The 12,842-nt window shown below is 70.3% G+C and carries 14 protein-coding genes; 10 read left to right on the top strand and 4 right to left on the bottom strand.

Features of this window, described 5'->3' with window-relative positions:
* Nucleotides 1–4: 4 nt before the first annotated feature.
* On the bottom strand, nt 5–790 hold the full coding sequence (locus AC1DWR_RS11960) for an exodeoxyribonuclease III (protein WP_477614083.1): 786 nt from the start codon (nt 788–790) through the stop codon (nt 5–7).
* Nucleotides 791–827: 37 nt separating this feature from the next.
* Between AC1DWR_RS11960 and AC1DWR_RS11955 the strand changes: the two genes are divergently transcribed.
* Nucleotides 828–1,595: an SDR family NAD(P)-dependent oxidoreductase gene (locus AC1DWR_RS11955; RefSeq protein ID WP_477614082.1), complete on the top strand. Its 768-nt coding sequence runs from the start codon at nt 828–830 to the stop codon at nt 1,593–1,595.
* A gap of 53 nt (nt 1,596–1,648) precedes the next feature.
* Here AC1DWR_RS11955 and AC1DWR_RS11950 read toward each other — a convergent pair whose 3' ends face one another.
* Nucleotides 1,649–2,614 (bottom strand): DUF3500 domain-containing protein, encoded by a 966-nt coding sequence (locus tag AC1DWR_RS11950; protein ID WP_477614081.1) that lies wholly within the window; start codon nt 2,612–2,614, stop codon nt 1,649–1,651.
* A gap of 79 nt (nt 2,615–2,693) precedes the next feature.
* Here AC1DWR_RS11950 and pyrE point away from each other — a divergent pair, with 79 nt between their 5' ends.
* The 8 genes from pyrE to AC1DWR_RS11910 all read left to right on the top strand — a co-directional run bounded on the left by pyrE (nt 2,694) and on the right by AC1DWR_RS11910 (nt 9,877).
* Nucleotides 2,694–3,248, top strand: coding sequence for an orotate phosphoribosyltransferase (gene pyrE / locus AC1DWR_RS11945; RefSeq protein WP_477614080.1), 555 nt, complete (start codon nt 2,694–2,696; stop codon nt 3,246–3,248).
* A 90-nt stretch (nt 3,249–3,338) separates the two neighbouring features.
* Nucleotides 3,339–4,004 carry a LemA family protein gene (locus AC1DWR_RS11940; RefSeq protein WP_477614079.1) on the top strand — a complete coding sequence of 222 codons (666 nt, stop codon included), beginning with the start codon at nt 3,339–3,341 and terminating at the stop codon, nt 4,002–4,004.
* 86 nt (nt 4,005–4,090) lie between these two features.
* On the top strand, nt 4,091–4,990 hold the full coding sequence (locus AC1DWR_RS11935; protein WP_477614078.1) for an ABC transporter ATP-binding protein: 900 nt from the start codon (nt 4,091–4,093) through the stop codon (nt 4,988–4,990).
* A complete protein-coding gene (locus tag AC1DWR_RS11930; RefSeq protein WP_477614077.1) occupies nt 4,987–5,796 on the top strand; it encodes an ABC transporter permease in 810 nt (269 codons plus the stop codon). Before AC1DWR_RS11935 ends, AC1DWR_RS11930 begins: the two co-directional genes overlap by 4 nt.
* Nucleotides 5,797–5,826: 30 nt before the next feature.
* Nucleotides 5,827–7,053 carry a sensor histidine kinase gene (locus AC1DWR_RS11925; protein WP_477614076.1) on the top strand — a complete coding sequence of 409 codons (1,227 nt, stop codon included), beginning with the start codon at nt 5,827–5,829 and terminating at the stop codon, nt 7,051–7,053.
* Nucleotides 7,050–7,700 (top strand): response regulator, encoded by a 651-nt coding sequence (locus tag AC1DWR_RS11920; RefSeq protein ID WP_477614075.1) that lies wholly within the window; start codon nt 7,050–7,052, stop codon nt 7,698–7,700. Before AC1DWR_RS11925 ends, AC1DWR_RS11920 begins: the two co-directional genes overlap by 4 nt.
* Nucleotides 7,701–7,911: 211 nt before the next feature.
* The gene (locus AC1DWR_RS11915; protein WP_477614074.1) at nt 7,912–8,397 is read left to right on the top strand and encodes a hypothetical protein; all 486 of its coding nucleotides are present in this window, start codon (nt 7,912–7,914) and stop codon (nt 8,395–8,397) included.
* 34 nt (nt 8,398–8,431) lie between these two features.
* Nucleotides 8,432–9,877, top strand: coding sequence for a multicopper oxidase family protein (locus tag AC1DWR_RS11910; RefSeq protein ID WP_477614073.1), 1,446 nt, complete (start codon nt 8,432–8,434; stop codon nt 9,875–9,877).
* 62 nt (nt 9,878–9,939) lie between these two features.
* Here AC1DWR_RS11910 and AC1DWR_RS11905 read toward each other — a convergent pair whose 3' ends face one another.
* A complete protein-coding gene (locus AC1DWR_RS11905; protein ID WP_477614072.1) occupies nt 9,940–10,626 on the bottom strand; it encodes a DedA family protein in 687 nt (228 codons plus the stop codon).
* Nucleotides 10,627–10,765: 139 nt separating this feature from the next.
* Complete coding sequence (locus AC1DWR_RS11900) at nt 10,766–12,070, bottom strand: acyltransferase family protein (RefSeq protein WP_477614071.1); 1,305 nt, start codon at nt 12,068–12,070, stop codon at nt 10,766–10,768.
* Nucleotides 12,071–12,157: 87 nt separating this feature from the next.
* On the opposite strand from AC1DWR_RS11900, the gene AC1DWR_RS11895 reads away from it, so the two are divergent.
* Nucleotides 12,158–12,829, top strand: coding sequence for a TrmH family RNA methyltransferase (locus AC1DWR_RS11895; RefSeq protein ID WP_477614070.1), 672 nt, complete (start codon nt 12,158–12,160; stop codon nt 12,827–12,829).
* Nucleotides 12,830–12,842: the final 13 nt, after the last annotated feature.

Raw genomic sequence — 12,842 nt, 5'->3', positions numbered from 1 at the left:
CCGCTCAGTCGTCCAGCTGCACGACGACGGGGGCGTGGTCGGAGGCGCCCTTGCCCTTGCGCTCCTCGCGGTCGATCACGGCGCCGGCCACCCGGGCCGCGAACGCCGGGGTGCCGAGGATGAAGTCGATCCGCATCCCGCGACGTTTCTGGAAGCTCAGCATCTTGTAGTCCCAGTAGGTGAAGGTCCCGGGCTCGGGGGTGTGGGGCCGCACGACGTCGACGAACCCGGCGTCCAGGAGCGCCTGAAAGGCCGCCCGCTCACCGGGGGAGACGTGGCTCTTGTCGAGGTAGTACTCCATCGACCAGACGTCCTCGTCCTGCGGTGCGATGTTCCAGTCGCCCATGAGCGCCGCCGTCTCGCCGGCCTCGACGGACGTCCTCGCCTGGTCGCGGAGCCGGGCCAGCCAGTCGAGCTTGTAGACCATGTGCGGGTCCTCGATGTGGCGACCGTTGGGGACGTAGACCGAGGTGACCTTGACGCCCCCGCACGTGGCGGTGAGGGCGCGTGCCTCGACGACCGGCGGGTCGCCCCACGCCGGGGCGTCGGGGAAGGACGGCGTGACGTCCTCGATCCCGACCCGGGACACGATGGCGACGCCGTTCCAGTGGTTCAGGCCGTGGTGGGCCACCTCGTAGCCGAGGGCCTGAAGCCGGTCGAACGGGAACTGGGCGTCGGTCGCCTTGGTCTCCTGGATCGCGAGCACGTCGACGTCGCTGCGCTGCAGCCAGGCCTCGACACGGTCGATGCGGGAGCGGATCGAGTTGACGTTCCAGGTGGCAATGCGCACGCAGGCAACCCTATGCGGACCCGCCTAGAGTGAGGACATGAGCACTGCCCTCGTCACCGGCGCCACCGCCGGCATCGGCCTGTCCTTCGCCCACGCCCTCGCGGAGCGCGGGCACGACGTCGTCCTCGTCGCCCGTGACCGTGCGCGGCTGGAGAACGTCTCCGACGAGCTGCACGCGAAGTACTCCGTCGGGACCGAGATCCTCGTCGCCGACCTTTCCGACCGGGCCGAGACGGGCAAGGTCGCCGAGCGGCTGGCCGACCTCGCCCGTCCCGTCGACCTGCTGGTCAACAACGCGGGTTACTCGCTCAAGGGCTCGTTCCTGCGCCACGACGTCACGGAGGAGGAGGCCAACTTCGACGTCCTGTGCCGGGCGGTCCTGGTCCTGTCGCACGCCGCGGGCAACGCGATGCGCAGCCGCGGGCACGGCGCCATCATCAACGTCTCGTCGGTCGCCTCGTTCATCACCGCGGGCACCTACTCCGCCAACAAGTCCTACGTCACGGTCTTCACCGAGGGCCTCGCCGCGGAGCTGCGCGGCACCGGCGTGACGGCCACCGCCCTCTGTCCCGGGTTCACGCACACCGAGTTCCACGAGCGGGCGCAGGTCGACATGTCGAGCATCCCCGACTTCATGTGGCTCAATGCCGACCGGCTGGTGCGCGACTGCCTCGACGACGTCGCCAAGGGCCGCGTCGTGTCGGTGCCGTCAGCGCAGTACAAGGCGATCGTCGCCGCGCTGCGCGTCGTGCCCCGCTCACTGGTGCGCCGCCGCGCCCGGAGCGTCCACCGCCCAGGGAAGTAGGTCTGTGCCGCGTGGCTGAGCCACGCGGCATACCTCGGCGTGGTCAGGGGTGGTCATCGGTGGCCCGCGGCGTAGTGCCGGGCCAGCAGGTCGCCACCCCAGTCGTCTGTGAGGTCCCGCCACACGCTGTGGATGTGGTTCGCGTCGTCCTGCGTGTTGTCGTACTCGAGCAGGAAGGTCGGTCCGAGCACCGAGTAGTAGTGGCCCTCGCCGGGACTCGTCCCGCCTGCCCACGCGAACCGGATCTCGTCGAGATCCGCCTTGTCGGCCGCTGCCCACGCGGCTGCCGCGGCTGTCTCGGGCGTGCGGCCGAAGTAGTGGCGCACCAGTTCGTGCAGTCGCTGCTGCTGCGTGGTGGTCAGGTCCGCGTGCCCGATGCCCGCGCTGATGCGGGAGGAATCGGCGACCGGGTCGTAGCGGGTCAGGATGTCGCGGGGGGCCTTGGCGGACGTGATGGCCCGCTGCCGCTGGGTTTCGTCGAGGGAGGCGAGCAGGTCGCGGGCGAGGTCCTCTTCGGCGGTGAGCGCACTCATTCCCTCGCGTGGACCCGTGGGCACCCGCGCCGGTTCGGACCCGAAGAAGCTCGGCGTCACGCTGAGGTCGTCACCGACGGCCGTCACGTGGACCGCCAGGTGGTGGCCGTTGACCCGCCAGGCCCACGCGCCCCCGTCCGACGGCGTGCCGAAGACCCGGAACCAGAACCGGTCGTCGCCCGGTTGTGGCTCGCCCCCGGCCAGCTGTCGGCGAACGAAGTCGAGCTCGATCACGGCCCGCGCGGTCTTCGCCCCTGCGGCACTGCAGCCGGTGTCGAGCAGGTTGAGAGCCGCCTCCCGCTGGTCCGTCGTCAGCTCGGCGAGCGACAGGCCGGGTCGGGGCCCGGGCAGGTAGGACCAGTCACGGAACCCCGGGTCGTCGAGGTCGGCAGCGAGGGCCCCCTGCTGTGGAGGCGTGAGCAACGCAACCAGTGCGGAGGCAGCGTCTGCCATCCGACCGGTGAGGCGCCGCGAGGTCGAGGCCATGACGTTCACCCTAGGCAGGGCGAGCGCGCTGACAAGGTCTGAGGCGGGGCCAGAACGGGCCTCGGTAGGCTGGCCAACCGTGACCGACACTGCCGCCGCCCGTGCCCGCCTGCTCGAGATCGTCAAGGAGAAGGCCATCGTCCACGGCCGGGTGACGCTGTCGTCCGGCAAGGAGGCCGACTACTACGTCGACCTGCGTCGCATCACCCTCGACGGCGAGGCCGCGCCGCTGGTCGGGATCGTCATGCGCGACCTGGTGGCCGACCTCGACTATGACGCCGTGGGCGGGCTGACGCTCGGAGCCGACCCCGTCGCCACCTCGATCCTGCACGCGAGCGCAGCTGCAGGGGATCGCAAGGACGCGTTCGTCGTCCGCAAGGCGGGCAAGGCCCACGGGCTCCAGCAGCGCATCGAGGGGCCCTCGATCGAGGGCCGCCGCGTCGTCGTCGTCGAGGACACGACGACCACCGGCAACTCACCGCTCGACGCCGTGGACGCCGCCCGCGAGGCCGGGGCCGAGGTCGTGGCCATCGCGACCATCGCGGACCGCGCGACCGGTGCCGGGCAGCGGTTCGAGGACGCCGGGCTCGAGTACCGGTTCGTCTACGGCCTCGACGAACTCGGTCTGGCCTAGGCTGCACTGCAGAAGGCGCACCGTGGAAGCTGCACCGCTGTAGGCGAGACGCCGCACAAGACGACGCCGCACAAAACAAGGGGATTGCTCATGTGGGTCTGGATCATCATCGCGGTCGTGCTCGTGCTGCTCGTCCTGTGGGCGGTCGGTGTCTACAACGGGCTGATCAAGCTGCGCAACCTCGTGCAGGAGGCGTGGCGCCAGATCGACGTCGAGCTCAAGCGCCGGCACGACCTCATCGGCAACCTCGTGGAGACGGTCAAGGGCTACGCCGCCCACGAGCGGGGCACGCTCGAGGACGTCATGAAGGCCCGCTCCGCCGCCATGGCCGGTGGTCAGAGCCCCGCGCAGCAGGCCCAGAGCGAGGGCTTGCTGAGCCAGGCGCTCGGCCGGCTCATCGCGGTCGCCGAGGCCTACCCCGACCTGAAGGCCAACCAGAACTTCCTGGCGCTGCAGCAGGAGCTGACCTCCACCGAGGACCGGATCGCCGCGGCCCGGCGCTACTACAACGCCAACGTGCGTGAGCTCAACACCAAGGTCGAGACCGTCCCGTCCAACATCATCGCCGGCATGTTCAACATCGGCCGCGCCGAGTACTTCGAGGTCGAGGGCGAGGAGCGCGACCCCGTGAAGGTCGACTTCGGCCAGCGCGACGCAACGATCCCCCCGCCCAGCGGGTATGCCGGGGGCACGCCAGCAGGCGCCCCCGCCACCCCGCCCGCCCCGCCCACGCAGGACACCCCGCCAACCCCGTAGGCGCGGCTGGGGTCCACCGGTCGGTGGACGGGGAATCAACCGGGTGGGGCTGACGCCGGCGCCTGCGGGCACGACAGGCTGTAGCCATGTCAACACCAGACGCACCCATCCGTTTGACCGGACTGCGCAAGACCTACGGAGCTCGCGAGGCCGTCGACGGCATCGACCTGCAGATCGAACGAGGCGAGGTGTTCGCGCTGCTCGGCCCGAACGGCGCGGGCAAGACGACGACCGTCGAGATCCTGGAGGGTTTCCGCAAGCGCGACGGCGGCACCGTCAGCGTCCTCGGCGAGGACCCGCAGACGGCGGGTCTCGCCTGGCGCAACCGGCTCGGCGTCGTGCTGCAGTCCTCGACCGGGCTGGACCTCATCACGCCTCGCGAGGCACTGGCCAGCACCGCCAAGGTGTTTCGCACCCCACGCGATGTCGACGAGGTGCTCGCCGCGGTCGGGCTCGTCGACAAGGCGAACGACCGGGTCGGCAAGCTCAGCGGTGGCCAGCGTCGCCGGCTCGACGTCGGCCTGGGCATCGTCGGCACCCCCGAGCTGCTGTTCCTCGACGAACCCACCACGGGCTTCGACCCCCAGGCCCGACGCGACTTCTGGGAGCTGATCGGCTCGTTGGCCGACGGCGGCACGACGATCCTGCTCACGACCCACTACCTGGACGAGGCCGAGCAGCTGGCCGACCGGGTGGGTGTCATCGCCGCGGGCAGGATGCTCGCCCTCGACACCCCGGCCAACCTCGGTGGTCGGGCCTCGTCCGAGGCCACGGTGACGTGGGAGGACGACGCGGGCACGCGGCATACCGAGAAGACAAGCACGCCAACGCAGTTCGTCGCGCGCCTCGGCGCCGAGCTCGGCGGCGAGGTCCGCAAGCTGACCGTGACCCGGCCCTCCCTGGAGGACACCTATCTCTCCCTGATCACCCCGCACCTCGCCGCCGCCGTGACCGGCCGCGAACCCGAACTGGAGGTCGTCGCGTGAACACGTTCGCCATCGGCTGGGACCGCACCGTCCTCGAGCTGAAGATGTACTTCCGCGAGAAGGAGGCGGTGTTCTTCTCCTTCGTCTTCCCGATCCTCATGCTGAGCATGTTCTCGGTGATCTTCGGCGACAGCTTCAGCAAGGGCGACGCTGCTGACGCCGGGGTCACCGCTGCCCGCTTCTTCCTCCCGGGGATGGTCGCGGCCGGCGTGATGCTGACCAGCTTCCAGTCGATGGCGCTGTCCGTCGCGGTCGAGAGGGACGACGGCACCCTCAAGCGGCTGCGGTCGACGCCGATGCCGCCGGTCGCCTACTTCCTCGGCAAGGTCGGGCTGGTGGCGATCACGAGCCTCGCGCAGTTCGCGCTGCTCATCGCCGTCGCCAAGCTCGGGTTCGGCGTCCAGCTGCCGACCGACGCGGGGCGGTGGGGCACCTTCGTGTGGGTGTTCCTGCTCGGTGTCGCCTCAGGCACGGTGCTCGGGATCGCCTTCTCCTCCCTGGCTTCCTCGTCCCGCTCTGTCGGCGCCATCGTCATCGCACCGACCCTCATCCTGCAGTTCATCTCCGGCGTCTACTTCGCCTTCACCGACCTGCCCGAGTGGCTCAAGCAGGTGGCTTCGGTCTTCCCCTTGAAGTGGATCGCGCAGGGCATGCGGTCGGTGTTCTTCCCCGGCGACTGGCAGGACCAGGAGATGGCCGGCGGGTGGGAGCACGGTCGCACCGCCCTCGTGCTCGCCGCGTGGCTGGTCGCCGGGCTCATCGTCTGTGCCCGCACCTTCCGCTGGACCAAGCGCGGCACGACATGATGGTCACGTGAGTGCCGGGATGAGGGCCACATGAGCACCGACAGCATCGGGCCGGCTGACTGCTCGGAGCAGGGCGCATCAGCCGATGCCCTCGACGAGATGTGGCGCGGCCAGATGCGTTGGTGGCACGGACTGTTCGCCGTCCTCGTCGTGACGACCGTCGTGGTGATGGTGGCAGAGGACAAGGAGTACCTCGGCTGGCGGATCGCCTGCGTGGTCGCCATCGGCGCGGCGTATGCCGTGTGGGGCCGCCGCGGGATGGGTGAGCGTGACCCCGTGGCGGGCATCGCCTACACAGGGGTCGCCTGGGGGCTGATGATCGTCCTCATGTCGCTCGACGGCACGGGCACGGCCTGGATCCTGACGTTCGGGCTCTTCCCGCAGACCTGGGCGATCCTGCCGCGCAACAAGGCTGCCGTGACGGTGATCCTCGCTGTGGTCGGGATCGGGCTCGCGCGCCTGTTGCAGGGTCCCCGCACCGGCGACGACGCCATCGGCATCGCGATCAGCACCGTCATCATGCTCGTGCTTTCGCTCACCCTGGGCCTGTTCATCCACCGGATCATCCGGGAGGCCGACGCCCGGGCGCGGACCATCGACGAGCTGCACCGCACGCAGGACGAGCTCGCCGCGGCCGAGCGCGCGCAGGGCGTCGCCGGCGAGCGTGAGCGCATCTCGCGCGAGATCCACGACACCTTGGCGCAGGGCTTCACCTCGGTCGTGACGCTGGCCCGCGCGACCGAGCTGGCGCTGGACCGCGGCGACCTCGCCGCCGTCCGCGAGCGACTGCGGCTGATCGAGCAGACCGCCGCCGACAACCTCTCCGAGGCCCGGCTGATCGTCGCTGAGATGACGCCCGGCCACCTCCAGTCGCGGACGCTTTCCGAGGCCTTGCAGCGGCTCGTCGACGCTGTCTCGGCGGAGAGCGGCATGGCCGGGTCGCTCCGCGTGGACGGGGAGCCGGTCGTCCTCTCGGCCAACTCCGAGGTGGTGCTGCTGCGCACCGCCCAGGAGGGGCTGGCCAACGTGCGGCGTCACTCGGGTGCCTCCACCTTCGAGGTGTTCCTGTCGTATGCCGCGGACGGCCCCATCGCGCTCGTGGTCACCGACGACGGCGTCGGGTTCGACCCGGTCGCCGGGGCCCGGGGCTACGGGCTCGACGGGGCGACTGCCCGTGCCAGTGAGGTCGGTGGCCGGTTCGACGTCGACAGCACGCCGGGCGCGGGCTCGCGACTGAGGGTGGAGGTGCCCCGATGACCGAGGGTGGAGGTGCCCCGATGGCGTTGCGGCTCCTGGTGGTCGACGACCATCCGGTCGTCCGCATGGGCCTGGTGGCGATGCTGTCCGAGCACCCGGACTTCGAGGTGGTCGGTGAGGCCGCCGACGGAGCCGAGGCGGTGGTGCTGGCGGCGCGGCTGAGGCCCGACGTGGTGCTCATGGACCTGCGCATGCCGGTCATGGACGGTGCCGACGCCACGGCCAGGATGCGGGCCGGCGAGCCGGCGCCTGCGGTCCTGGTGCTCACCACCTATGACACGGATGCCGACATCGTCCGGGCGGTGGAGGCGGGTGCCAACGGCTACCTGCTCAAGGACGCACCCCGCGAGACCCTGGCCGACGCCATCCGCCGGGCGGCGCGGGGCGAGACCGTGCTGGCCCCTCCCGTCGTCGCACGACTGGCCAGTCGGATGCGCGCGCCCGCGCCGCCGACGCTGACCGATCGCGAGACCGAGGTGTTGCGGTGCGTCGCCAAGGGCCTGTCCAACGCCGAGGTCGGTCGCGAGCTGCACATCGGGGAGGCCACCGTGAAGACGCACCTCCTGCGGGCCTTCGAGAAGCTCGGGGTGACGGACCGCACGGCAGCCGTCACCGCGGCATACCGGGCCGGGCTGATCGAGCTCTGACGACCGAGCCCGAAGGATTGAGCGCTGAGGATCCAGCCCTGAGGCACGCCGCGGGTGTCTGGCGGGCCTCTTGATCCGGTAAGACCCGGTTCGTCCGATGCACCTGGGGTAGTACCAGTGTCCCTGTCGGCGTGCGCTCGGGCCCGCGACCATGGGTGATAGACCGCGGCGCATCCGCACGCGCCCCGCGGCGAATGGAGAGGGGTCAACAATGCGCAATGTCTACCGGGTACTGGCGTTCCTCGTGGCGATCGAGGTGGCCATCCAGGCGATGTTCGTCGTCTATGGCGACGCAGGGTTGGGGCTGTGGATCGAGAACGATGGTGGTGTGGTGGACAAGGCGACCTTTGATGCGGCGATCGAAGGGGGCGAGGCGCCCTTCCCGGAGTTCCAGGCCCTCCTTCTGCACGGGATGAACGGGATGATGGTCATCCCCGCGTTGGCGCTGTTGCTGGTCATCTCGTCGTTCTTCGCGAAGGTGCCGCGCGGCATCCTGTTCGCGTTCGCGGTGCTGGTGCTCGTCCTGCTGCAGGTCACCCTGGGCCTGATGGGTCACAGCATCGCGGCACTGGGTGCCCTGCACGGTCTCAACGCGCTGGCGCTGTTCTCGACGGCGGCCTGGACGGGAATCAGGGTGAAGCGGGCTGCTCCGGCGAGGACTGGAGCGCGCGAGTCCGCTGATCGCGTTGCCGTCTGAAGGGCAGGCTCGCCGGCATGGCCGGGTCCGACTGGTGGTCGCGCTTGCGGCGACCCTCGCGGTCCTGGTCCCGCTGGCCTGGATGTGGGCCGCCAGCCTGGTTCCGTCGTCCTACTCGGTGATGCGGATGGGGCCGGTCGACCTCGGTGGCGTGGCCGAGCTGCATGCGCACCTGCCGGGCGCCACCGGAGGCCGCGACGTCACCACCCTCGCCGAACCCGACGACGGGACTCCCGACGTCGAGGTCACCCTGACCGCGCGCCGGCAGAAGGTGACCATCGCCGGCGGACCCACGCTCACGGCATACACCCTCAACGGCACGACGCCGGGGCCGACGATCCGTGCGCAGGCGGGTGACCTCGTGCAGGTGACCCTCGTCAACGAGTCGGTTCCGGGCGGCACGACCCTGCACTGGCACGGGATCGATGTGCCCAACGCCGAGGACGGTGTCGCCGGGGTCACCCAGGACGCCGTGCCGATCGGCGGTCGGCACGTCTACCGGTTCCGCGCCGACCAGGTGGGCACCTTCTGGTACCACTCGCACCAGGTCTCGCACGCGCAGGTGGTCAAGGGCCTGCTGGGAGCTGTCGTCGTCACCCCTCGCGGTGGCATCGGCGGCGACGTCGACGTCGTGGGGCTGTCGCACCTGTACGCCGGCAAGCGGGCGGTGCAGGGCAGGGCCGGAGATGTGCCGGTCGAGGTCGCGCCCGGGGCGAGTGCCAGGGTGCGGATCATCAACACCGACAACGGAATCATGCCGGTGTGGGTGAGTGGGGCGGCGTTCGAGCTGGTAGCCGTCGACGGCACGGACGTGAACCAGCCGACGGCCGTCGAGGGCCGGAAGGTGCTGGTGCCGGCGGGAGGTCGGGCCGACCTGCGGGTGAGGGTGCCGACCTCGGGTGAGGCCGTACGGGTGGAGATGGGCGGAGCCGCGCTCGTGCTGGGTCCGGCCGGTCGCTCGGGGACCGCCACCCGCGCGCCCAGGCCCGTCGTCGACCTGCTGACCTACGGCTCGCCTGCCGCACTGCCCTTCGACCCGGCGAGTCCCGACCGGCGGTTCGACTACGAGATGGGTCGGCGCCCGGGCTTCCTCAACGGACGCCCCGGGGTGCAGTGGACGATCAACGGCCAGATGTTCCCGGCAGTCCCGATGTTCATGGTCTCCGAGGGCGACGTCGTCGTGATGCACATCGACAACCACTCGGGCGAGACGCACCCGATGCACCTGCACGGGCACCACGTCGTCGTGCTGGCGCGCGACGGGGTAAAGGCCACGGGCAGTCCGTGGTGGACCGACTCCCTGGAGGTCAACAGCGGTCAGACGATGGATGTGGCTTTCGTCGCCGACAACCCCGGCATCTGGCTGGACCACTGCCACAACCTGCCGCACGCCCAGGAGGGTCTGGTCGCCCACCTGATGTACGAGGGGGTGACCACCCGGTTCCGACTGGGGCGGGACACCCCCAACAGCCCTGAGTAAGTGGGGTGCCTTGGGGTGGCGTCACCCAAGTCCCTGAACCCGAGAAAGGTAGGACTGGTGGGTCAGACGCGGTCGTCGCGCAGGTCCTCGATGGCCTCGCCGGTCTCATCGACGATCTCCTCCGCGTCGGTCCGGCCGCGGCGAGCCCGGATCACCTCGACGACCATGGGGACCAACGACACGGCCACGATCGCCAGGATGGCCAGCTCGAGGTGGTCCTTGAGCGCGGGGAACGAGTTGCCCAGGAAGTAGCCGAGCAGCGTCACGACCCAGACCCACAGGACTGCGCCGACCCCGCTCCACAGGAAGAAGTGCCGGCGCTCCATCCGGCTCACCCCGGCGACGACGGTGATGAAGGTGCGCACGATGGGCACGAACCGGCCGATGACCAGTGCCTTGGCGCCGTGCTTCTCGAAGAAGGCGTGGCTGTCGTCGAAGTACTTCTTCTTCAGGATGCGGCCGTCGCGCTCATAGAGCGGTCGGCCCACGGCGCGGCCGATCTCGTACCCGACGACGTTGCCCGCGAACGCCGCGACGCTCAGCACCACGAGGGCGACGACCAGGTTCATCGAGAAGTCACCGGTGCTGATGAACAGCCCGATGGCGAAGAGCAGCGAGTCACCGGGCAGGATCGGGAAGAGCAGCCCGCACTCGATGAAGACGATCGCCACGCTCACCCAGAAGAACTGGGATCCGAAGTGGTCCAGGAGCCACTGGGGGTCCATCCAGTTGGTGCTGAGTGAGTGCATGGACTACAGGGTATGCCGCGTGCCCGCGACCGCCCGAATCCTCACCTGAGAGCAGCCTGAGCCCGACAGCAACCCCTCGGGCGCGAGTTTGAAGGATCTGCCGGACCAGGGTCCGGCAGATCCTGCAAAGACTCCAAGGTCAGTCGGGGTGGGCAACCGGCTTTCGGTCCGGCAGGGGCACGATGCCCAGCCCGAGGACCGCGGCGACGGGCAGCAGCGGCCACACCCAGTGGACACCTTCACGCGAGACGATCCCGGACGCCGCCATCACCCCGAGTCCACCGCACACTGCCGCGGTCGCGACCGCCGGGCGCCACACGGAGGGCGCGGGGCGACGGTCGCGGATGGGCTTCTCGAACCGGCCGAAGAGCAGGACCAGCCCGGAGGTCACAGCGCCGAGGACGGCGAACCACACCGGCCTGGTGGTCCACCAGTACCCGGTGAGTGGAGTCGCCCGGAGCCCGAAACCCCCTGCCAGCAAGGACATCCCGATGACCAGCACCATGGCCGTGAGGTGCCAGAGGTAGAGCGACATGATGCGCAGGTTGACCACGACGGCAACGGCCCACACCCTCGGGCGTTCCAGCAGGACAGCCAGCCGCCGCTCGGCCAGCAGCACCACGCCGGCCTGGACCATCCCCAGGAAGGCCAGCGTGACGCGGGTCGGGTAGGAGTTGTTGAGGACGGCACCCTCGACCCCGATCATCGAGACGGGGTAGGGGCCGGCCCAGACGAGGGCCACGAGCCCGACGAGGCCGACGGCGGCGAGCGAGGCCCGCCGCCCCGTGGTGGCCAACGAGCCGTCGAGCCAGGCGAAGCCCAGCTGGTGCACCGTGGCCCAGACGACGAGGTAGTTGGCGAACCCCACCCAGTGGTTGTCGCCGGCGATGCTCCACCAGTCGACCAGGCCCCCGAGGGTGAGCCCGGCCCCCACGCTCCACCAGCCCAGGCGCTCCCAGGCTGCGAGCAGGAGGGGCGCCACCGCGACCACGACGATGTAGGCCGCGAGGAACCAGGTGGGCACGAGGGCGACCTGCGACGCAGTGCGCAGCGTTGCCCCGGGGACGCCCGCGGCATACGCGATGGAGGCGATCGCCAGCCACACGAGGAGGAGGGGGACCACCGGAGCGGCGAGCCGTTGGAGCCGCGCCCGCAACCACGTGGCGTAGGTCTCGCCGCGGCGACGGGCAGAGCGCCAGGACAGGCCGTTCGCGTAGCCGCCGACGATGAAGAACAGCGGCATCACCTGGAAGACCCAGGTGAGCGGGTGGCTCCACGGTGCGATGTTGAGCACGGCGTTCGGCACGAGCTTTCCGTCCCGCACCATGACCGCGGCCATCAGCCAGTGGCCGAGGACGACGGTCAGGATCGCGGCGGCGCGCAGGAAGTCGACGACGCGGTTTCGGTCAGCGGGGGTGGCGGCAGCGAGGGCGCGGGGGTCCATGGGTCGAGCGTGGCGGGTCGGGGGGCGCGGCGCCTGAGTAGCAGCGCCCATCCGCCGGCAGCGGCGTGGCACACTCCGCCCCCTAGGGTGGCGGGCGTGAAGGACGAGGCGAGCCCGAGCGACGAGGTCGGCGTGGGCCCGTGGTCGGGCGACTGGCCGGCCGGCGACCACTGGGACGCCGAGCTACTACGCGACGGTGACCGCCGCAACGTCGTGGACGGCTACCGCTACTGGCGGCACGACGCCATCGTCGCTGACCTCGACACCCACCGCCACGACTTCCACGTGGCCGTCGAGAACTGGGGCCACGACTTCAACATCGGGTCGGTCATCAGGACGGCGAACGCCTTCAACGCCAAGGCTTTCCACATCGTCGGCAAACGACGGTGGAACCGCCGGGGAGCGATGGTCACCGACCGCTACCAGCACGAGCACCACCACCCGACCGTGGAGGACCTCGTCACCTGGGCCGCGACGGCGGGCACCGGCGCCGGCGGCCCGCCACGCGGCATACCCCTCATCGGGATCGACAACCTGCCGGGCTCGCTGCCCCTGGAGACCTATGACCTGCCGCGCGAGTGCGTGCTCGTCTTCGGACAGGAGGGGCCAGGGCTGTCGGCGCCGATGCGTGCGGCCTGTGAGGTGGTGCTGCACATCGAGCAGTTCGGGTCGACGCGCTCGATCAACGCCGGCGCTGCGGCAGCGATCGCCATGCATGCCTGGGTGCGGCGGAACATTTTCGGGCAGGCTGTCGATTAGCACTCCGCTCGCC

It is taken from the genome of Pedococcus sp. P2_E2 (assembly GCF_056403955.1).
The sequence above is the reverse complement of the archived record's forward strand: the minus strand, read 5'-3'. Positions and strand labels throughout refer to the sequence as shown.